We start from the raw sequence: 19,130 nt of genomic DNA, 5'->3' as shown, positions 1-19,130 counted from the left end.
GTTCGCGGGCCCGTTCGTGCCTCGGGCGGCTGTGTCGCCCCGGGGCGCTCAGCCGAAGATGAGGCCCTTGCCCTGCGCCACGGCGCGGGTGAAGCGGTCCTGCACCTCGGCCCAGTTGACCACGTTCCAGAACGCCTTGACGTAGTCCGCCTTGACGTTCTTGTACTGCAGGTAGAAGGCGTGCTCCCACATGTCCAGGCCGAGCAGCGGGATGATGCCCAGCGGCACATTGCCCTGCTGGTCGGTGAGCTGGAAGGTGAGCAGCTTGCCCGCGAGGGTGTCGTAGCCCAGCCAGGCCCAGCCCGAACCCTGCAGGCCGTTGGCGGCCGCGGAGAACTGCGCGACGAACTTGTCGAACGACCCGAACTGGTCGTCAATGGCGGCGCCCAGATCGCCGACCGGCTTGTCGCCGCCGTCCTTGGACAGGCTCTTCCACCAGATGGAGTGGTTCACGTGGCCGCCGAGGTGGAAGGCCAGGTTCTTCTCGTTCAGGAAGATGGCGGAGTGGTCGCCAGCTTCGCGAGCCGCCTCCAACTTCTCCAGCGCGGCGTTCGCACCGGCCACGTAGGCGGCGTGATGCTTCGAGTGGTGCAGTTCGTTGATCTGCCCGGAGATGAACGGCTCCAGGGCGCTGTAGTCGTAATCCAGATCTGGCAGCGTGTACTCAGCCACGATGTCCCTTCCTCAGTGTCGGGGCTGTGTGCCCTCGGTGTGTAGAGCGCACCCAACCATCATTCGTACACCCGCTCGGTTGCAACCGGGGGCGCTCCCCCCTGATTCCTGGCTCACCCGGTTGTCCCAGCAAGTGGACAGTGTCGGTGATCGGCGTCCGGGGTCCGCGACGACCCCGCCGCCCGCCCACGGCTCCCGTAGCATCGACTCATGTCGTGGTACGACGAGCTCGTAGGACGCGTACGACTACCCCAGCCGGTCATGGTGACCCCGGAACAAGCGCTGCCGGGGCGACCCGAACCGCTGGTCGTCCCCGAGAAGCACTACGTCAACGGCCATCCGATCAAGGCTCCTTTCCCCGAGGGTACGCAGGTCGCGGTGGTGGGGATGGGCTGTTTCTGGGGTGCGGAAAAGGGTTACTGGCAGCTCGACGGCGTGTACAGCACCGCCGTCGGCTACGCCGGGGGGTATACCCGGAATCCGACATACGAAGAGACCTGTAGCGGCCGAACCGGTCACACCGAGGCCGTTCTGGTGGCCTTCGATCCGAAGGTCGTCGACTATCCGGCGATTCTGCGGCGGTTCTGGGAGAACCACGATCCGACGCAGGGCATGCGGCAGGGCAACGACCGAGGGTCGCAGTACCGCTCGGCCATCCTCACGATGGGCGACGAGCAGCGCGAGATCGCGCACGAGACGGCGGCCGCGTATCAGGACCGGCTGACGGCAGCGGGTTTCGGGACGATCACCACCGAAATCACCCCGCTGCCAGATCTTTCCGCGTTCTACTACGCCGAGGGTTATCACCAGCAGTACCTGGCGAAGAACCCCGGCGGCTACTGCCCCGATCACGGGACCGGCGTCCGCTGCGACCGCCAGCCCGGGAACTGAGCGTCTCGGTTACAGCGGCGGCACGATATCCGGGCGCATGGTGCGCGGATCGCACTTGTCGTGCGCCTGCCACCAGCGCACCCCGCCCGCGATGAAGTCCGCGATCGGGATCTCGCAGCCGTGGCAGTCCTGAATACTGACCTGCTCGAACCAGATTCGGATATCGAGTTCGCGCGGGTCGATGCCCTCCTCCTGGGAGAACTCCAGGACGTGCGTGGGCGGGCGGTCGCTGACCTGGGTGTCGAAGCTGAGCATTTCCCGCCACAGCGTCCAGCTGCTGTCGTCGAGATCGAAGAATTCCCAGCCGTGCAGTGCGGCTCCGCCGAAGCTGCGCACGGCCTCGCCCAGGCCGTCGAGGGTCAGCGGCAGGATCTCGGGTTCGAGCGCGTCCCACACCTGACGGCGGAACGACGCGGCGACCCGGCTGACGCCGGAGAGGGTGAGAAAAACATCGCAGTCGGCGGGCGGCGGGCCGTCGACCGGCAAGGTGAGTACATCCAGTTCGAGCTTTAGCTGCGCGTTTGCGGGTTCGACCACCATGCCGAGGCAGGTCGCCTCGGACAGGGCGGTGTTGAGTCCGGTGGTATCCAGTCCGTCGAGTAGCCCCCTGCTCGTATTCATAGGTCCAGGCTACCGAGAAGCCCTGTTCGAACCCGGGATTTTCGTTTTTCAGTAGTGTTGTCGTTTTTTTCGGGTTCGAACGGAACCGATTGCCGCGCGGATGCGTCCAAAGAGATATCCGGCCGAACGCTCCGGCATGTGGAGGGGACTTACCGGAGCGGTCGGCCGGACATTTGGGACAGGTCTCGACCTGTGGATCAGGTTGTGGATTATGTGGATAACCACCACGTGACCGGAATGGAACTCCCCCGGCCCCGGATGCCCGTGGCAGGATCGACAGCGTGACAAGTCCGGACATCCCCTCGGTACCGATCGAAGCCGTCCCCGCGGAATTCGACACCACCGCACCGTTGGGCGCGACCGGCACCGTCCCCGCCATCCTGCTGGACGTCCGCGAGCCCGACGAATGGCAGCTCGGCCACGCGCCCGGCGCGGTCCACATTCCCATGGCCGATGTCCCGGCCCGCATCGACGAACTCGACTACGACTCCCAGATCTACGTCATCTGCCGTCAGGGCGGCCGCTCGATCCAGGTGGCGAAATATCTCGAGCACGTCGGCTTCGAAGTGCTGCACGTCGCGGGTGGCATGGTGGCCTGGCAGCAGGTCGGTCGGCCGTTGACCGCCGACGGCGACCAGCAGGCGAAGATCTACTGAATGAACGGGGGACAGCGGTGACGACTCCGCGATCGAACTCACGATCGCCGGTGGTGCAGCCCTGCGCGCGCTGCGGTGCGCGCTGGGCCGTGGTGGGCAGCCCGCTGCACTGGTGCCCGCGCTGCCGCGGCGTACTGCTCTCACCCGCGACCCTCGACGCGCCCCCGGCCCGCCGCAACTACCGCTGGGTGGCGCGGCCGCCGGGGCGCAAACCGCGCGCGACGCAGGCTCCGAAACGCCAGGGGTCCTGGGAGACGCCGCGGTATCAGCGCATGCCGCGCTGGGGGTTGCACGATCTGCCGCCGCGCCCCGCCGTCGCGCCGCGCGGACGGTTGGAGCGGCTCTCGATTCTCGTGCCGCGGTTGTTGATTCTCACCGCGGCGGTGTTCATCGCCGCCGGTCTCGCCGAATTCGGGCGCTACGGGGTGCTGCTGCGCAATCGGACGCGGTTGATCCAGCCGTGGCTGTTGACGGTCTCCGATATCGCGGTCTACGTCACCGGATTGGCCGCCATGGTGTTGGCGCTGGTCACCGCCGTCGCACTGGTCGGTCGGCTGGTCGAGATCCGGCGCGACGCGTATGCCGCGGCCGGACAACGGGATCCGCGCCCGCGCGTACTGCTCGCGCTGGGATGCCTTGTGCCCGGCGTGAATCTGCTGTGGCCGGGTGTGTTCCTCACCGAGGTGGCCCGGCGACGGGCGGATCCGCGGCTGTTGAAGGCCGTCCGAATCTGGTGGGGCGGCTGGATTCTCAACGCGTTCATGGTGGTCGGCGCGTTGCTGTGGCGACTTCCGGGCACCTTGCAGGCCGAGGCCGACGGCGTGCTGTGGACCGGGGTGACCGATCTGGTCGCCGCCGCCGTGGCCGTGCTGACGCTGTGGGTGGTGCGCGGGTGCGCGGGTCTGGACCTGCGCGGACGTCCACACGAGGTGCATCGCTGGACCGTCGCGACCGCTCCGGCCGAACCCGTGATCGAGCCCGTGCGCCCCGGCGGCTCCGCCGAGCGCGCGCCGGAGCGCGGCGTCGGGAATGATGAGGTCGGTGTATCCGAACCGGCAGGTGTGCTCGAAAACCCGGCCGGGACGCCGGAATCCGAGCAGGAGGAGGTAATGGCGAAGTGAGCCCGGCCAGTCGTGCGCCGTTCGTGGTCGCGCATCGGGGCGCGTCGGCGGCGCGACCCGAACACACCCTCGCCGCGTACGAACTCGCATTGCAGGAGGGCGCGGACGGCGTCGAATGCGATGTGCGCCTGACCAAGGACGGCCATCTGGTCTGCGTGCACGACCGCACCGTGGACCGCACCTCCTCCGGCACCGGCGCGGTCAGCGAAATGACCCTCGCCGAACTCGAGGCCCTGAACTACGGCACCGACGGCGAACCCGCCACCCTGCTCACCCTCGCCCAATTGGTGGAACTGGTGCTGGACTGGAAGAGCCGCCCCACCAAGCTCTTCATCGAGACCAAACATCCGGTCCGCTACGGCGCTCTCGTCGAAACGACGCTGCTGAACGAACTGCAGCGCTACGGCATCGCCGCCCCCGCCTCGGCCGACCACTCCCGGGCGGTGGTCATGTCCTTCGCCGCGACGGCCGTCTGGCGCATTCGCCGTGCCGCGCCGCTGCTGCCCACCGTCCTGCTCGGCGAATCCTCCCTGTACCTCTCCGGCGGCGCCGCCACCACCGTCGGCGCGACCGCCGTCGGCCCCTCGGTCCGCACCCTGCGCGAACACCCCGACCTGGTCGACAAGGCCGCCGCCGCGGGCCGCGCCACCTACTGCTGGACCGTCGACGACGCCGACGACATCCGCCTCTGCGCCGACCTCGGCGTCAGCTGGGTCGCCACCAACCACCCGGGCCGCACGAAAGCCCTTCTCGCAGCGGCATAACCCGGCCAGCCGAAACCCGCCGGAGCGAAGCGGAGCCGAATCCGACACCGTGTAGCTTCTCCAGCTATGGGTAAGAGCAAGCGGAACAGTCCGAAGCCGGACAGCAATCGGGCGCAGAAGCTGGCCGAGCGGCGGGCCGCGCAGGAGCAGGCGGCGCAGGCCGTGACGCGGCCGTTCGAGGGGCTCGCGGCGGAGTGCGATCTGGTCGCGCTACGGGAGTTCGTGCCGTCGGCGACCGCTACGTTGAAGCTGTCGGCGAATGTCGCCGCCGAGCGGCCGGTGGTGCTCTCCACCGTGCTGCCGGGTGCGGTGGCCGCGCTGGTGCGGGCGGGTGACGAGCCGACCGGATTCGTGGGTACGCAGGTGCAGTTCCAGTCGGAGAATCCGGCGGCCGATCTGGCCAGCTCGATTCTGTGGACGCAGTCGGCCGAGCCGGGCGAGTCGCTGGCGCACGCCACCGTCGAGGGTGTGCCGAGCCTGGCCGAGGTGCTCGATCCCGGTGCCGCACTGGATCTCACCGTGCACCAGGACTTCAACTGGTGGGTGCCCGAGGGTGTCACCCCGGACGCGCAGGTCGCCGCCACCATCGAGCAGGCGAATCAGGCCATCATGCCGTCGGCGCGCCTGGAGCTGGGCGCGGATTCCGTCGGCGCGGCCTGGTGGGTGGACGCGGGCGAGAAGGCGCATGTGCGCTGGGTCCGGCCCGAGGACGAGGATGCGCTCATGCTGGCGTTGGCGCGCCTGCACGCGGCCGGTGACCTGCACCTGGGCGAGGGTTCCCGCTTCGCGGGCTCGTTCCGCACGCACGGCCTGCTGGTTCCGGTCTTCGATCTCGATCGCGAGCGGCACGCCAGCGAATGGGTGCCGGGCGCAACCGAATTCGGTGCGAAGCTGGCCGCCGCGCTGGCCAACGACGAGCCGTTGACCAGCGCCGAGCGGCGTTCCCGCGACGGGCTGCGGTCGCGTCAGGTCACGCTGCGCTGAGCCGAAAAATTTGCCGGAGAATTTTTTGAAAAACCATCATTTCTAACGCTGACTCGGTTAGGTTCTGATCACCCCAGAAGGTCGGGGGCGGTGAGACTCCCTCACCGAGTTCAGCAAGAGATGAGGAAATCCATGGACGGCATTCTGGCCCTGATCAAGCAGCTCTTCGCCAGCATCAGCGCGGACAAGTGAGCTGTATCCGTCGGTAGACGGCGACAGGCCCGGTCCAGCGCAAGGGACCGGGCCTGTTCGTCTGTTTCCGGGAATTCCCGGTATTACAGGTGGCCGCCCGCCGTGGACGGCGCGCCGGACGCATCCGACGGACCGCTCATCTCGCGAGAGACGAAATTCTCCAGGTCGAACAGATTCGCACCGGCCCGTTCGGCGACATTGACGAGGGTCGTCATATGGGCGACCTCCTCGACCTGCTCCTTCAGGAACCACTGCATGAACTGTTCACCCAGGTAGTCGCCCTCTTCCCGGGCGGTGCTGGCGAGCTGGACAATCTGGTCGGTGACCGTCTTCTCCTGGGCCAGCGCCATCTGCAGCGCTTCCTTCGCATTCGCGAATTGCGACTTGGCGGCACTGACATCGGAGAATTCGACATCGATATCGCGGTCGAGGAAGTACTGCACGATCATCATGGCGTGATTGCGTTCTTCCACGGCCTGCTTGTAGAAATGCTTGGCCAGCACGGGCAGATCAGCATTGTCGAACCACACCGCCATCGCGATGTACTGGTGTTCGGCATTGAATTCGTTCCGGATCTGGTCGTGCAGCAGGGCGTGGAACTTGCTGCGCTGAGTCTTGGCTTGGCTGGACATAGACATGACATTAACCCTGGTCAAAGCGCGTGTCATCCAAGTGCAGCCTTATTGAGCACAACCTTATTGAGGCTAGTATTGCCTAATTCAGGTTGCCCTTATTTCTAATCCACGGTGGTCAAGAGTTCGCTCGGGATCGGCTTGTCCGCGGCCAGTGCCTCGAAGAACTGGCTGGCCTTGGTCTTGTCCCACATCAGCACATTGCCGCTGTCGGTGTCCTCGAATCCGCCGATCGGCACCGTCGTGGCAATCGGATCGCCCTTCAGCGCCCAGCCCAGACGTGCCAAATCCCACACATGCGCGCCCTGATCGACCTTCAGCGCCTTCGTAAGTCCTTGCAGCAGTGGCCAACCGCGCAACGGGTTCAGCAGCGTGGCCGGGCTCGTCGCCTTCTTCAGCAGGGCCGCCATGAATTTGCGCTGATTGTTCATGCGGTCCAGATCGGCCAGCGCGGTGGCACGGCTGCGCACGAAACCCAGCGATTCCGCGCCATTGAGCCGCTGACAGCCCGCGGCCAGGTCGATACCCGCCAGCGGATCGTCGATCGGCTGGTCCAGGCACATATCGATGCCGCCGACCGCGTCGACGATATCGGCGAAACCGCTGAAGCCGATCTGCGCGTAGTGGTCTATACGCAGGCCGGTCGCGGTCTCCACGGTCTGGGTGAGCAGCTGCGGGCCGCCGAGCGAGAAGGAGGCGTTGAGCTTGTCCTTGCCGTAGCCCGGAATGCTCACGTAGGAGTCGCGCGGCAGGCTCACCAGCGTCGGCGCGCCCGACTTCGGAATGTGAATGAGGATGATCGTGTCGGTGCGCTCCGACCCGACCTCACCGCCGGTGGCGAGTTCCTGTTCCTGCTCCGGAGTGAGCCCGGCACGGCTGTCGGACCCCACGAGAAGCCAATTCGTCCCGGGCGTGTCGGCGACCCGGTCCGCGCCGAAGGCATCGATGCGCACCAGATTGGTCTCGACATAGAACAGCGCCGCGAGGGGCAGCGCCACCAGCACGATGAGAATGAGCGACAGCCAGCGCTTCCAATGGCGTTTGCGCTTGGGGCGCGGGCCTTTCGGCGGCTTGTCGCCGCCGCGACCGCGCTTGGTCGGCGGCAGCGAGGGCGGCGGCGGGGTGCCTTCGCGGTAGGGGACCGGCCGCTGCCTGGGCGCGTGCGTCGGCGCGGGGTCGAGATCCTCGGCCGTGTACTTGCGGGTGGCGCGCGGCGGGACCGGTGCGGCGGGCTGACCCTGACCGCGCCGCGGGGGTGCGGCCTGTGGGTTGCGGGCGTTCGGATTTCGCGGGGGGACGCGCTGGCCGGGTGGCGGCTGTCGGCGCTCCGGTTGCGGCCCGCGCGCCTGGCGCGGTGGCGGTTGCGGGGCGCCCCAGCGGGCTTCGCCGGGGTGCGGTTGCGGGGGTCGCGGTCGCGCCGGGGGCTCGCGACGTGGCGGTGGCTCCCGGCGCATCCGTGCGTTGTGCCGGGGGTCGTCGCCGTTCATCATCCAAGACTGTACTTATTCACCGCGGCGCTCGGTTCATCTCGATGTGATCACGGTAACCAGGAGACGTGTCCGCGCAGGAACGTGTAGCCGATATACGCGACCGTATCGATGAGCGCGTGCGCCAGCAGCAATGGCCACAATCGCCCGGTCCGCTGCCAATAACGCCCGAAGATCACACCCATGACGAGGTTCCCGACGCCGCCGCCGAGGCCTTGGTACAGGTGATAACTGCCACGCAGCACCGCCGAGGCCAGCAGTGATCGATTCTCCGACCACCCCAGCGCCCGCAATCGCGATATCAGATAGGCGACGACGAGAATTTCCTCCGCCGCCGAATTGGCCCACGCCGACAGCACCAATACCGGCAGCCGCCACCAGTGTTCGAGTGAACTCGGCACGATGGTGACGCTGACCCCCAGCGCGTGCGCCACCAAATACAGTGCCAATCCGGGTATACCGATCACCGCCGCGAGCACCAGCCCCGGCAGCACGTCCCCGCGCCATCGCATTCGCGCGAGCCCGATGGCCCGTGGCCCGATCCCGCTGCGCCACAACAGGTACAGCCCCAACGCCGCCCACCCGAGCAGGCGCGCCACACTCAACAGCTGAAACAGCAGATCGATGATCGACTGCGCGGCCCGCGGCGCGTTCAACGCCACCGTCTGCCCGCCCACCCCGCCGGGCGAGAGCGCACTCTCGAGGAGCGACAGCCCCGCACTGGCCCCGCTCAGCCCGAACGTCACGACCAGAACAACGAGAATCTCGAGCCGAATGGCCCGCTTCTCCTGATCGGACGACGCGGGCGCGGGCCACACGGGCGCGGAATCAGCCGAAACCATGCCCGTAAATCTATGCGCGCGAGCGCGTGGACTAGCGGCGGCGCAGGCCGGTGCGGTAGCCGCAGCCCGCGAGGGCGCGCACGGCGCGGCTCAGCGAGTCGATGTCGTCGGCGGGGAATTCGAAGGGCAGGCGGATGTCGTGGTCGCGATCGGCGGCCTCGACGCGCAGGGTCACGCCGTAGCGGTCGATGGCGAGGGGGTGGATGAGCGCGCCGCGGCGCAGATGGGCGGGGACGTGGCGGGCGATCTGGTCGATGACATCGCCGTGGTCGGCCTGAAGATGTTGCAGCCAGGGCCCTTCCATCTCGCAGAAGGGGTCGGGGCGGGCCGCGCGCAGGCCGTCGCGGCAGACCGATTCCGCGCCGGTCGAGTCGGCGACCACCGCGGAGTCGACGACCAGGCGCAACAGCGTGGTGGTGTGGCCGACGTCGAGGAGGTTGGGGTGCGGATGATCCTCGGCGACGTGGGCGGCGAGGGCGCGCTGGGCGTGCGCGGGGACGGCGCGGACCCAGCCGCGCAGCCAGACCAGGGCGCGCACGGGTTCGCGCAACGGCAAGGGCGCGTGGTCGGTGAGCTCCAGAACCGCGGGGGAGCCGGTGCTGCCGGAATTGGTGGTGAGCATGGCGGCGGTGGAGGCCATGGGCACCGCGACCACGGCGTCGCCGCACTGCCGCAAAAGGTGCACCGAGGTGGGGATGGGATCGAGGCCGGGCAGCGCCAACATGGCCTGCTCGGCGTGGGCGCAGGCGCTGTGCACGCGTTCGGCGGTATTGGGAGCGACAGCGGCCGGTGCCGGTTTTGTCATACACACCTCCGGGGGAATTAGGTAAACCTAAGCTAAGTGACGGAGATCGCTTGCGCAAGCGGGCGCCCGTCCCGGAATCGGCGGCCGCCCCGAAGATCGCTACCGTGAAGCGGTGCCGCATGATTCGCCCGCGCCCGAGCCGATTCCCCTGAGCCTGTCGGTGCCGCCGCGCCCGGCGCGTGGTCTCACCGAGGATCTGGTGCGCTCGGCGGCAGGGCATCCGGAGGTCGAGGTGCTCGAGCTGTCCGCCTCCGACGCGGAGATCGCCGAGTTCCTGGTGCGCATCGCCCACTCCGACAGCGGCTTCGTGGCCCGGACCGACTCCGGCGCGCGGGCCCTCGGCATCGTGGCCGCGACGGTCGCCGCGCTCATGGGCGAGGACATCCAGGCCGCGCTGGCGAATCCGGATATCGCCTTCCTGGCGGGCCTCAAACCCCCGGCCGTCGAAGCCTTGCGCGAGGTCCTGCTCGCCATCGAAACCGATGAGCCCGCCGCCGTTTCCGCGTCGCTCGCCGCGCTGGCCACCGGTACGGACCGGTAGTATTTCGCCCGCTATCCACGATCCGGGGCGTAGTGGCCGTGTGCGGCGATGACAACGAGCTGGTCAAGGGCTGCTTCGGGTTCGCCTGATCGCAAACCTGAAGGTGAGCTGCCGCACACAAGTAACCTCGTTGTCGTGCCGCGTATCGCCTACTTCGGGCCGTCGGGAACTTTCACCGAGATGGCCCTCGCCCAGCTGGAGTCCGCCGGAGCCTTCGACGGTCCGGTGGAGCGCGTGCCCGCCTCCAGCCAGGGGGCCGCGGTGGAGCTGGTGCGCACCGGGGAGGCCGAGGGCGCGGTGGTGCCGATCGAGAGTTCGGTCGAGGGCTCGATAGCGCCGACGCTCGACGCCCTGGCCATGGGGCCGCGCTTGCAGATCATCGCCGAGACCGAACTCGAGGTGGCCTTCACGATCGTGGGGCGGTCGGGGATCGACCTGTCGGACGTGCGGACCATCGCGGCCTACCCGGTCGCGGCGGCGCAGGTGCGAATGTGGTTGGCGGACCGACTGCCTCGGGCGCAGCTGTACACCTCGGCCTCCAATGCCGCCGCGGCCGAGGATGTGGCCGGTGGTCACGCCGACGCCGCCGTCTCCACCGCGCTGGCGGGGGAGCGGCTCGGGCTGGCGGTGCTCGCCGACGGGGTGGCCGATCACGAGCAGGCGGTGACGCGGTTCGTGCTGGTCACCCGGCCGCGAGTCGCGCCGCCGCGCACCGGGGCCGACCGCACCTCCATCGTGCTGGAGCTGGCCAACGAGCCGGGTTCGCTCATGCGCGCCTTCGCCGAATTCGCCACGCGCGGAATCGATCTCACCCGTATCGAATCGCGGCCGACGCGCACGGGGATGGGCACCTACCGTTTCTATCTGGACTGCGTCGGCCATATCGACGACACCGCCGTCGCCGAGGCGCTCAAGGCGCTGCATCGCACCGCCGCCCGGATTCGCTTCCTCGGATCCTGGCCCGCGACCTCGGCGACCGGCGCGCCACCACCCTCGGACGAACCGGCCGCGGCGTGGTTGGCCGATCTCAGAAAGGGGGTGGCGGACCTGTGACGGGCAAACTGATTCTGGTCCGGCACGGCGAGACCGAGGGCAATGTCGCGAAAATTCTCGACACCCGGCTACCGGGCCTGCCGCTCACCGAACGCGGTGTGGCACAGGCGAAGACCTTCGGCTCCACACTCGCGCGCCCGCCGCAGCGGCTGTTCTCCTCCGAGGCCCTGCGGGCCCGCCAGACCGGCGGCTACATCGAGGAGGCCACGGGCGTGCCCCTGGAGGTGCTGCCCGATCTGCAGGAGGTGCAGCTCGGCGACCTGGAGGGCGCGAATTCCTCCGCGGCACACGTGATGTTCCAGGACGTCTACCACCGCTGGCACGCGGGGGAGTTGGAGGAGCGGGTGCCCGGCGGCGAAACCGGCCGCGAGGTGCTCGAGCGCTACGTTCCCACCTTGGAGCGGCTGCGCGAGGACTATCTGTCCGATCCCGAGGCCGGGGACATCGTGCTGGTCAGCCATGGTGCGGCCATGCGCCTGGTGTCACGCGAACTCACCAAGGTGCCAAGGCTTTTCGCGACCAACAATCACCTCGACAACACCGAGACCATCGAACTGCTCCCGGTCGAGGGTGGTTGGGAGTGCACGCGCTGGGGACGCTTCACCCCACCGTTCGGCGACGATATCTCGCCCACCGGCGACGATCCGATGGGCTAGCCGTCAGGGTTTGGCCGGAAACTCCTGGCGCAGTGGCAGTTCGGCGATCAGATCCTGGAGCGCGGTGCGCAGCCGGGCCGGGGTGCCACTGCTGAAGGATGTCCATTTCACGCCGTCGTCGGCTCGGCTGGCGGTGGCGAGGAAGCGGCCGTGGCGAGTGTTGTAGACGGCGATGTGCTTGTCGGCCACCTCGCGGGTGCCGTCGTCGTAACGCACCGCCACGATCTCGGCGTGCGAGTGGACCTGCACCAGCGCCGACGCCAGAGTCTGCGCGTCGCGCGGCGGATCGCACACGCGGGCAAGGCGATTCGCCGTCGCGGTGGCATCGCCGGTGTCGTCGAAGATGGGTGTCAGATCCTCGGTGGGCGCGTTCATACCGTGCAGTTCGAGCGGCTCGAACGGACCGAGCGCCGCCATGACGGTGCCGGGCAGGTCGTGTCCCGCTTCGTCCACCACATAGGAGTGCGGCCCGCGCAGCGCCACCACGTCGAAGTCGTCGCCCTTGGCCAGGCAGCAGCGGTGCACCTGATCGTCGACGTACCAGCGCAGCGCGAGTACCCAGTGCGGCCGGTTCAGCACCCGAAGCCGTTCGGCCAGTTCGGGATCCACCTCGTCACCGGCGAGCAGGTCGCGTTCGGTGAGGGCGGTGGCGGCCGCCGCCATGGCTCGATCGTGCTGCTCGGCATTGTCGTAGCGGCCGAGGGCGTTGAGCACCACGGGCAGTTCGTCGATGCCCAATGTCTCCAGCAGGAACTGCATTTCGTCGAGCGCGAGCGTGACCGCCCCGAGTCGGGACGGCCCGCGGCCCGCGCCGAGCACTGTCACCTGGCGGGCTCCGGATCGGCCCCGATGACGGCGGGCGCGATGGCCCGGCCGTCGGCGAAGTGCTCGACCGACCGGCCGTAGTCCTTGCCGTCGTGGGTTCGTTCGTCCTCGTCCTGCGCTTGGCTGCCGAGCAGCGGGCTGCCGGGATTCGCCGATCGCACCGGCGCGGCGGCATCCATTCGGCCCGCACCGGCTCCGGCTTCGGCTACGACCGCGGGGGCGGAAGGTGTTGCGCCACCACCGAATCCGGCCCCGGCGCCCCAGCCCTCGGGGACTCGGAGCGTGCCCGCGCCGTTGCCGATGCCGACGGTCGATCCGCCGCCGAAGGACACGGCATGGGTGGCCACGGCCGCGCCCGCGACCCCGGCCGCCGCCGTCGCACCGGCTCCCGCCGACGACGGCATCGCACTCACGCCCGGCCCGGCCTGGATCGCATTGCTCACGGCCGAAATCGCGGTTCCGGCAACATTTCCCACGGTGCTCACACCGGTTGTCGCCACCGAACCGGCGACCTGGGCGGCCTGCGAGACGGCGCTCATGACGGCGGGATTGTTGGCCAGCGCGGCGGCGGCCGCCATCGCGGTCTGCACCGGATTGCCGCTGTCGCCGAAGGCCTGTGCCGCGGCGGCCGGATCGGCCGACCCGGCTCCCATGGCGATGGGCGGCGGCATCAGGAATTCACCGGGCGTGGTGACCAGGGCCGTCGTCGCGGCCTCATAGGTCTCCATGACCAGCGCGGCGCGAATATCGAGGGCCAGTTTGGCGGCCTCGGCGGCCTCGGCCGTGCCGTTGAGCGCACCGCCGGTGGAGTAGGCGGCCACCCGCGCGGCCTCGACGGCCGCGATCTCCGGCAGGCTCGGCATGGCGATGGAGGCCACGGTGTAGGCGGTGGCATTGGCGGCGGTCTTACCGGCCATGACCGCGGCCATCACGCCCTGCTGCTCGGCCCAGACGGTGAACCCGCCCAGACGGCCCAGCACATTGAGGCCGTTGATGCCCTGTAGGCCGACGCCGACCTCGGCCATGACGCGGGCGACGGTGGTGGTGGCATCCACCCAGGCGGCGGTCAGCGTGCTCCACGAGGTGGAGGCGGCGGCGATCGGAATGGCGTGCGCGCCCGCGTTCAGGGTGATGGAATTGATCTCGGCCATGCGCGGCAGCCAGAACACACCGGTGATTCCCAGGGTCATGCGTTGGTATCTCCCTCTTACACCGGAATCGAGGCGATGCCGACGGCGCGAATGGCGTCCTGCGCCAGGTACTGGGCGAGTTGGCTGCGTAGCGTCGCGGCGGCGTGGTGCAGCTCCAGAATCCCCTGGGCTACCGCGCGGTCATGGCTCAGCGCGGCGTGGTTGAAGTGGCCCGCCGCCAACAGCGACACCTCTTCGGTACCCGAGGGCAGCACGTGCGTGGTCGGTCCGGCGGCGGCGGAGACGGCGGCCAGGCGCTCGGCCAGCAGATCGAGCTCGGCGGCCGCCGCGAGGACGACCTCCGGCTGCACGAGTACGTGTCCCACCATGCTCGAGCGCTCCTTCCAGCGGTACCGAGAGACCGCGGATGGCCCCTACGAGAGATTGGACGCGCCGCGGACTGAAACGGTTCCAGCAAATCTGGAGCACACCTACGGCGTCAGCCCCATCCCAGCTGATGAAGGCGGTCGTCGTCAATCCCGAAATAGTGCGCTATCTCGTGAATCACTGTGATTGCCACCTCCTCGACCACCTCTTCTTCGGTGTGACACAGGCCGAGGATGGGCTCGCGGTAGATGGTGATGGTGTCCGGCAAAGCGCCGCCGTAGTGGCTGAAGTCCCGCTCGGTGAGGGCGATGCCGTGGTACAGGCCGAGCAGATGCGGATCGTCTTCGCTGCGCGGTTCGATGAGAACCACCACATTGTCGATGGCCCGCGCCAATTCGGGCGGAATCAGGTCGAGGGCATCGCCGACCAGTTCCTCGAAACGGTCGTCGGACATGGAGACCGGCATGGCTATCCGATCACCGCGGCTGCGGAATGACCGGCGGGGCGGCGCCCGGCAGCGGCGGCGGGGTGTAGCGGCCGTTGTTGGGCGGCGGCACGGGGGCCTGGCCGTCGATGAGGATATCGCCGCGCGCCGATCCGGTGACGGCCGCGAAGCCCTCTTGGTCCGCGCCCTTGCCGACCATGCAGTTGAGGCTGTGGCTACCGGCCAGCCAGCTGCGCGTGTCGAGGTAGTCCCAGAACAGGGTGAGGGTCTTGTTGCGCAGCGCGTCGGCCGAGCCGAGGTAGTTGGTGGAGTCGGTGGCGCACTGCTCCTCCATGAACTTGTCCTGCTCGTCCTTGCCGGGCGGGTTGCCGCCGAAGCGCGCGGAAAGGTCCACGGTGGACACGATTTCGAAGGCGTGCGGCTGCGAGCAGTCCACCTGGTCGGTGGGCAGATTGCGATTGATGCCGATGCACGAGCCCACGTCGTAGATCTTGGACTGATTGCTCTCGCGCACGGTGCCGGTGGTCGGATGGGTGGCGGTGCCCGCGCTGGCGGCGACCTGGAGGCCGCAGCGCAGGGTCCGCTCGCCCGCCTTCCAGCCCGCTTCGCCTGGATTGATCAGGCCCACCACGAACTTGCCGCGCGGGTCGAGCTTGCCGCCGAGGTAGCGCTGGGCGGCGCTGACGCAGTGCTCGTCGCGCAGTTCGGAGAAGCGCAGCGAATCGGGAAAGCGCGAACCGGAGCCGAATTCGCGGCCCGGGTACTTGCTCAGGTCGATATCGGCGGTCACCTCGAACAGGTGCTTGCTCGAGCAGTCGACCTTCTGGAGATCGCTGGCATTGCTCTTGCTCCAGGTGAGGCAGTCGCCCTGTTTGGCGGTGCCGAAGGCGGCGCCCGCCACCGCGCCGGTGGGCTGCGGCCCAGCGGGGTTGTGCGCCTCCACCTTTCCGGCGTCGAAGCCGGAGATGGCCAGTGTCACCAGGGCGGCCACCACCGCCCCGACCGCCACCGCGAGCAGTCCCCAGCGCAGGGTGGGCGCGGAGAGCGGACCCTTGTCGAAGGTGGCGCGCAGCGGCGTCAGCACTCGGTCGAAGGCCTTCGGGGCCCGACGAACGGGCGGCGCGGACCGCTGCGGTTCTGGAGGCACATGTTCGGACATCGCCGTCCATCATTGCAGCGGCCCGCCGATCCTCGCCACGTCCGGCCCAGACAGCCTCGGAATTCTCAGGTGAGGCGGCCGCTACCCCCCGATCAGGTCCGCTGCCTTCTCGCCGATCAGCACCGCGGGTGCGTGGGTGTGGCCGCGGGTGATGACCGGCATGACCGAAGCGTCGGCTACGCGGAGGTTGTGCAGGCCGCGGACGCGGAGTTCGGGGTCCACGACGCCGGTCTCGTCGGTGCTCATGCGGCAGGTGCCGACCGGGTGGTACAGCGTGTGAGAGTGGTTCTCCAGGCAGGTGCGCAGGACTTCGTCCAGCGGGGTGTCGGCCGGGAGCGCCGGTTGCATGAGCTCGCCGAGGTGGCCCTTGAGCGCGGGCTGATGCGCGATGTCCACGCAGGCGCGTAGGCCGGTCAACAGGGCGGCGCGGTCGAGGCCCTCGGGATCGGTGCAGTAGCGCGGGTCGATGAGGGGCGCGGTGAACGGGTCCGCGGAGGCCAACGAGATGGAGCCGGTGCTGGCCGGGCGCAACAGGATCGAGCCGAAGGTGATGGCGTGTCCGTCGGGATCGACCAGGCCCTCGCCGATGTACGGGGCGGGCGCGAAGACGAGTTCGAGATCGGGGAGGTCGAGATCGTCTCGGCTGCGGATGAATCCGTAGGCCTCGCCGACATTGGAGGTGAGCATGCCGCGGCGGCGCAGCAGGTAGTTCACCAGTTCGGGAATGCGTTCGGCATCGAAGAGGGTGCCGGTGCGGGTGCGGTAGACAATGGGCGCGACCAGGTGATCGCGCAGATTGCGGCCCACCTCCGGGCTGTGGTGCAGCACCGGAATCCCCAAGGCGGACAGCTGTTCCGCGTCCCCGATCCCCGAAAGCATCAGCAGCTGCGGCGTATTGATCGCACCGCCGCTCAGGATGACCTCGCGCCGCGCGTGCAGTCGCCGCAGTTGCCCGCCGCGTCGGTACTCCACGCCGATGGCGCGCTTGTCCTCGAACAGCACGCGGGTGACCTGCGCGTCGGTGAGCACATCCAGCGCCCGGTGTCGCTGGAGCGCGGGACGCAGGTACGCATCGGTCGTGCCCCAGCGGGCCCCGCGCTTCTGGGTCACCATGGTCTCCGAGAAGCCTTGCGGCTGGTCGATATTCGCGTCCTCGACCGGATATCCGGCCTCGGTCGCCGCCTGGAGGAAGTCGCGGGTCAGCGGGCGCGGGCTGCGCTGTCTCGAGATATGCAGGGGTCCCGCGCCCGGCTCGGCGGCCCCCTCCATCCGTTCGATGCGCCGGAAATACGGCAGCACCTGCTGGAACGACCAGCCGGGCCCGCCGTGCGTCGCCCATTCGTCGTAGTCGGCCGCGAATCCGCGCACCCACATCATGGCGTTCATATTCGACGAACCGCCGAGCATCTTCCCGCGCGGCCAGTAGACGCGCCGCCCGCTCAGACTCGGCTGCGGCTCGGTGAAGTAGTTCCAGTCGTTCGCGCCCTGGAACAACTTGCCGAACCCGGCCGGAATCCGAATGAACTTGTCCTTGTCCGCCGACCCCGCCTCCAGCACGCTGACGCTGGTACCGGGCCGTTCACTCAACCGCGCGGCCAGCGCCGCCCCGGCTGATCCCGCGCCGACGATAATGAAATCGACTGTGTCCGCACTGGTTTCGGGCATGGTGACTCCTCGGGAAGATTGCGCCGACGGCATGACGCATGTCCACTATGGGTGGATCACCGATCCCCTGGCCCAATTTCGTCGGAATAGTCCGTAAACCCGAACTCCCCCACGCAACGTGCTCCGTTCGCCGCGGACCGGCCCGCGGCGAAGCAGAGGGCGATAAAACCCACTGGACCCCGCCTACTAGGCTGTTTGCCTATGATCGACCTTCGATTCCTGCGGGAGAATCCCGACGTCGTCCGCGCCTCGCAGCGGGCACGCGGGGAGGACCCGGCCCTGGTGGACGCCCTGCTCGAGGCGGATGCCGCGCGGCGCGCGGCCGTCGCGGCGGCGGATGGGCTGCGCGCCGAGCACAAGGCGCTGGGCAAGAAGGTCGGCAAGGCGTCCCCGGAGGAACGCCCGCAGCTGCTCGCCCACGGTGCGGAGCTCTCGGCCAAGGTGAAGGAGGCCGAGGCGGCCGAGCATGCCGCCGACGCCGACCTCGAGGCCGCCCAGCGCGCCCTGTCGAATGTGGTGCAGGAGGGCGCTCCGGCGGGCGGCGAGGACGATTACGTCGTACTCGACACCATCGGCACGCCGCGCGAGTTCGACTTCGAGGTGAAGGACCACCTGGAACTCGGCGAGTCGCTGGGCCTGATCGATATGGAGCGCGGCGCGAAGGTCTCGGGTGCGCGCTTCTACTTCCTCACCGGCCACGGCGCGCTGTTGCAGCTCGGCCTGCTCCAGCTGGCGGCGCAGCGGGCCACGAAAAACGGTTTCACCATGATGATCCCGCCGGTGCTGGTGCGCCCGGAGGTCATGCAGGGCACCGGTTTCCTGGGTCAGCACGCCGCCGAGGTCTACCACCTGGAAGAGGACGACCTGTATCTGGTCGGTACCTCGGAGGTCCCGCTCGCGGGCTACCACCAGGGCGAGATCCTCGATCTGAGCGAGGGCCCCAAGCGCTACGCCGGATGGTCGTCGTGCTTCCGCCGCGAGGCGGGCAGCTACGGCAAGGACACCCGCGGCATCATTCGCGTGCACCAGTTCGACAAGGTGGAGATGTTCGTCTACACCACCCCCGAACAGGCCGACGAGGAGCACAAGCGACTGTTGGCGTGGGAGCAGGAGATGCTCGCCGCCATCGAGGTGCCCTATCGCGTGATCGATGTGGCCGCCGGTGATCTCGGCAGCTCGGCGGCGCGCAAATTCGACTGCGAGGCCTGGGTGCCGAGCCAGCGGACCTACCGCGAGCTCACCTCGACCTCCAATTGCACGACCTTCCAGGCGCGGCGGCTCAATGTGCGCTACCGCGACGAGAACAACAAGCCGCAGATCGCCGCGACCCTGAACGGCACGCTGGCCACCACCCGCTGGATCGTCGCCATTCTGGAGAACCACCAGCAGGCCGACGGCTCGGTGCGGGTGCCCGCCGCTTTGGTCCCGTTCGTCGGGGCCGAGGTGTTGGAGCCGAAGCGCTGAGCGCGAAAGTTCGCACGGTAACCGGTAGTTCGCAGCTGTGCCCGACGATTCGCGCGGTTGTGTCTACCATTGGCAAGTTCTGTGTCTAGGCTAGGCGACGTGCGAGGAATCGGGTCTCGCGGCGATACCCGAACGCGG

21 protein-coding genes are annotated in these 19,130 nt (G+C 68.5%); 9 read left to right on the top strand and 12 right to left on the bottom strand.

What is annotated here, in order from left to right:
• Window positions 1-48: 48 nt before the first annotated feature.
• Window positions 49-672: a superoxide dismutase gene (locus ACIBH2_RS29270; RefSeq protein ID WP_397123287.1), complete on the bottom strand. Its 624-nt coding sequence runs from the start codon at window positions 670-672 to the stop codon at window positions 49-51.
• Between the two features lie 210 nt (window positions 673-882).
• Between ACIBH2_RS29270 and msrA the strand changes: the two genes are divergently transcribed.
• A complete protein-coding gene (gene msrA / locus ACIBH2_RS29265; protein ID WP_397123285.1) occupies window positions 883-1,563 on the top strand; it encodes a peptide-methionine (S)-S-oxide reductase MsrA in 681 nt (226 codons plus the stop codon).
• Between the two features lie 9 nt (window positions 1,564-1,572).
• On the opposite strand, the gene ACIBH2_RS29260 is transcribed toward msrA, so the two are convergent.
• Entirely contained in the window at window positions 1,573-2,184 is a 612-nt protein-coding gene (locus ACIBH2_RS29260) for a hypothetical protein (RefSeq protein WP_397123283.1), read from the bottom strand.
• A gap of 281 nt (window positions 2,185-2,465) precedes the next feature.
• Between ACIBH2_RS29260 and ACIBH2_RS29255 the strand changes: the two genes are divergently transcribed.
• The 4 genes from ACIBH2_RS29255 to ACIBH2_RS29240 all read left to right on the top strand — a co-directional run bounded on the left by ACIBH2_RS29255 (window position 2,466) and on the right by ACIBH2_RS29240 (window position 5,709).
• Entirely contained in the window at window positions 2,466-2,840 is a 375-nt protein-coding gene (locus ACIBH2_RS29255; RefSeq protein ID WP_397123281.1) for a rhodanese-like domain-containing protein, read from the top strand.
• 50 nt (window positions 2,841-2,890) lie between these two features.
• On the top strand, window positions 2,891-3,961 hold the full coding sequence (locus ACIBH2_RS29250) for a DUF4328 domain-containing protein (protein WP_397123279.1): 1,071 nt from the start codon (window positions 2,891-2,893) through the stop codon (window positions 3,959-3,961).
• Window positions 3,958-4,725 carry a glycerophosphodiester phosphodiesterase gene (locus tag ACIBH2_RS29245; RefSeq protein ID WP_397123277.1) on the top strand — a complete coding sequence of 256 codons (768 nt, stop codon included), beginning with the start codon at window positions 3,958-3,960 and terminating at the stop codon, window positions 4,723-4,725. The genes ACIBH2_RS29250 and ACIBH2_RS29245 overlap by 4 nt, the downstream gene beginning before the upstream one ends.
• A gap of 66 nt (window positions 4,726-4,791) precedes the next feature.
• Window positions 4,792-5,709, top strand: a complete 918-nt coding sequence (locus ACIBH2_RS29240; protein WP_397123275.1) for a DUF5926 family protein — start codon at window positions 4,792-4,794, stop codon at window positions 5,707-5,709.
• 275 nt (window positions 5,710-5,984) lie between these two features.
• Here the strand turns inward: ACIBH2_RS29240 and ACIBH2_RS29235 are convergent, their stop codons facing one another.
• From ACIBH2_RS29235 to ACIBH2_RS29220, 4 genes are all read right to left on the bottom strand, one after another.
• Window positions 5,985-6,533, bottom strand: coding sequence for a ferritin (locus ACIBH2_RS29235; protein WP_397123273.1), 549 nt, complete (start codon window positions 6,531-6,533; stop codon window positions 5,985-5,987).
• Between the two features lie 104 nt (window positions 6,534-6,637).
• Window positions 6,638-8,020, bottom strand: a complete 1,383-nt coding sequence (locus ACIBH2_RS29230) for an LCP family protein (RefSeq protein WP_397123271.1) — start codon at window positions 8,018-8,020, stop codon at window positions 6,638-6,640.
• A gap of 50 nt (window positions 8,021-8,070) precedes the next feature.
• Window positions 8,071-8,862, bottom strand: a complete 792-nt coding sequence (locus tag ACIBH2_RS29225; RefSeq protein ID WP_397123269.1) for a CPBP family intramembrane glutamic endopeptidase — start codon at window positions 8,860-8,862, stop codon at window positions 8,071-8,073.
• A 31-nt stretch (window positions 8,863-8,893) separates the two neighbouring features.
• The gene (locus tag ACIBH2_RS29220) at window positions 8,894-9,667 is read right to left on the bottom strand and encodes a DUF2470 domain-containing protein (RefSeq protein WP_397123267.1); all 774 of its coding nucleotides are present in this window, start codon (window positions 9,665-9,667) and stop codon (window positions 8,894-8,896) included.
• Between the two features lie 112 nt (window positions 9,668-9,779).
• Between ACIBH2_RS29220 and ACIBH2_RS29215 the strand changes: the two genes are divergently transcribed.
• The 3 genes from ACIBH2_RS29215 (at window position 9,780) to ACIBH2_RS29205 (ending at window position 11,917) form a co-directional block, all read left to right on the top strand.
• Complete coding sequence (locus ACIBH2_RS29215; RefSeq protein ID WP_397123265.1) at window positions 9,780-10,208, top strand: hypothetical protein; 429 nt, start codon at window positions 9,780-9,782, stop codon at window positions 10,206-10,208.
• 135 nt (window positions 10,209-10,343) lie between these two features.
• Window positions 10,344-11,261, top strand: coding sequence for a prephenate dehydratase (pheA, locus tag ACIBH2_RS29210; protein ID WP_397123263.1), 918 nt, complete (start codon window positions 10,344-10,346; stop codon window positions 11,259-11,261).
• Window positions 11,258-11,917, top strand: coding sequence for a histidine phosphatase family protein (locus ACIBH2_RS29205; RefSeq protein WP_397123261.1), 660 nt, complete (start codon window positions 11,258-11,260; stop codon window positions 11,915-11,917). The genes pheA and ACIBH2_RS29205 overlap by 4 nt, the downstream gene beginning before the upstream one ends.
• A 3-nt stretch (window positions 11,918-11,920) precedes the next feature.
• Here ACIBH2_RS29205 and ACIBH2_RS29200 read toward each other — a convergent pair whose 3' ends face one another.
• The 6 genes from ACIBH2_RS29200 to ACIBH2_RS29175 all read right to left on the bottom strand — a co-directional run bounded on the left by ACIBH2_RS29200 (window position 11,921) and on the right by ACIBH2_RS29175 (window position 17,528).
• Window positions 11,921-12,742: an ESX secretion-associated protein EspG gene (locus ACIBH2_RS29200; protein ID WP_397123259.1), complete on the bottom strand. Its 822-nt coding sequence runs from the start codon at window positions 12,740-12,742 to the stop codon at window positions 11,921-11,923.
• Window positions 12,739-13,932: a PPE domain-containing protein gene (locus tag ACIBH2_RS29195; RefSeq protein ID WP_397123257.1), complete on the bottom strand. Its 1,194-nt coding sequence runs from the start codon at window positions 13,930-13,932 to the stop codon at window positions 12,739-12,741. The genes ACIBH2_RS29200 and ACIBH2_RS29195 overlap by 4 nt, the downstream gene beginning before the upstream one ends.
• Before the next feature lie 17 nt (window positions 13,933-13,949).
• Window positions 13,950-14,261 (bottom strand): PE family protein, encoded by a 312-nt coding sequence (locus ACIBH2_RS29190; protein ID WP_397123255.1) that lies wholly within the window; start codon window positions 14,259-14,261, stop codon window positions 13,950-13,952.
• A gap of 110 nt (window positions 14,262-14,371) precedes the next feature.
• Window positions 14,372-14,725 (bottom strand): metallopeptidase family protein, encoded by a 354-nt coding sequence (locus ACIBH2_RS29185; RefSeq protein ID WP_397123253.1) that lies wholly within the window; start codon window positions 14,723-14,725, stop codon window positions 14,372-14,374.
• Window positions 14,726-14,735: 10 nt separating this feature from the next.
• On the bottom strand, window positions 14,736-15,863 hold the full coding sequence (locus ACIBH2_RS29180; protein WP_397123251.1) for a septum formation family protein: 1,128 nt from the start codon (window positions 15,861-15,863) through the stop codon (window positions 14,736-14,738).
• An 81-nt stretch (window positions 15,864-15,944) separates the two neighbouring features.
• Complete coding sequence (locus ACIBH2_RS29175) at window positions 15,945-17,528, bottom strand: GMC family oxidoreductase (protein ID WP_397123249.1); 1,584 nt, start codon at window positions 17,526-17,528, stop codon at window positions 15,945-15,947.
• Between the two features lie 201 nt (window positions 17,529-17,729).
• Between ACIBH2_RS29175 and serS the strand changes: the two genes are divergently transcribed.
• On the top strand, window positions 17,730-18,992 hold the full coding sequence (gene serS / locus ACIBH2_RS29170; RefSeq protein ID WP_397123247.1) for a serine--tRNA ligase: 1,263 nt from the start codon (window positions 17,730-17,732) through the stop codon (window positions 18,990-18,992).
• Window positions 18,993-19,130: the final 138 nt, after the last annotated feature.

This window comes from Nocardia sp. NPDC050406 (assembly GCF_044459025.1).
Lineage (GTDB): Bacteria > Actinomycetota > Actinomycetes > Mycobacteriales > Mycobacteriaceae > Nocardia.
This window is presented reverse-complemented; position numbering and strand designations above follow the sequence as displayed.

What these genes read in the sequence shown, in the direction of transcription:
- ACIBH2_RS29230 (WP_397123271.1), bottom strand. Translation starts at nt 8,020, where the DNA reads ATGAACGGCGACGACCCCCGGCACAACGCACGGATGCGCCGGGAGCCA.
- ACIBH2_RS29180 (WP_397123251.1), bottom strand. Translation starts at nt 15,863, where the DNA reads ATGTCCGAACATGTGCCTCCAGAACCGCAGCGGTCCGCGCCGCCCGTT.
- ACIBH2_RS29195 (WP_397123257.1), bottom strand. Translation starts at nt 13,932, where the DNA reads ATGACCCTGGGAATCACCGGTGTGTTCTGGCTGCCGCGCATGGCCGAG.
- ACIBH2_RS29235 (WP_397123273.1), bottom strand. Translation starts at nt 6,533, where the DNA reads ATGTCCAGCCAAGCCAAGACTCAGCGCAGCAAGTTCCACGCCCTGCTG.
- msrA (WP_397123285.1), top strand. Translation starts at nt 883, where the DNA reads ATGTCGTGGTACGACGAGCTCGTAGGACGCGTACGACTACCCCAGCCG.
- ACIBH2_RS29185 (WP_397123253.1), bottom strand. Translation starts at nt 14,725, where the DNA reads ATGCCGGTCTCCATGTCCGACGACCGTTTCGAGGAACTGGTCGGCGAT.
- serS (WP_397123247.1), top strand. Translation starts at nt 17,730, where the DNA reads ATGATCGACCTTCGATTCCTGCGGGAGAATCCCGACGTCGTCCGCGCC.
- ACIBH2_RS29220 (WP_397123267.1), bottom strand. Translation starts at nt 9,667, where the DNA reads ATGACAAAACCGGCACCGGCCGCTGTCGCTCCCAATACCGCCGAACGC.
- ACIBH2_RS29225 (WP_397123269.1), bottom strand. Translation starts at nt 8,862, where the DNA reads ATGGTTTCGGCTGATTCCGCGCCCGTGTGGCCCGCGCCCGCGTCGTCC.
- ACIBH2_RS29260 (WP_397123283.1), bottom strand. Translation starts at nt 2,184, where the DNA reads ATGAATACGAGCAGGGGGCTACTCGACGGACTGGATACCACCGGACTC.
- ACIBH2_RS29175 (WP_397123249.1), bottom strand. Translation starts at nt 17,528, where the DNA reads ATGCCCGAAACCAGTGCGGACACAGTCGATTTCATTATCGTCGGCGCG.
- ACIBH2_RS29240 (WP_397123275.1), top strand. Translation starts at nt 4,792, where the DNA reads ATGGGTAAGAGCAAGCGGAACAGTCCGAAGCCGGACAGCAATCGGGCG.
- ACIBH2_RS29190 (WP_397123255.1), bottom strand. Translation starts at nt 14,261, where the DNA reads ATGGTGGGACACGTACTCGTGCAGCCGGAGGTCGTCCTCGCGGCGGCC.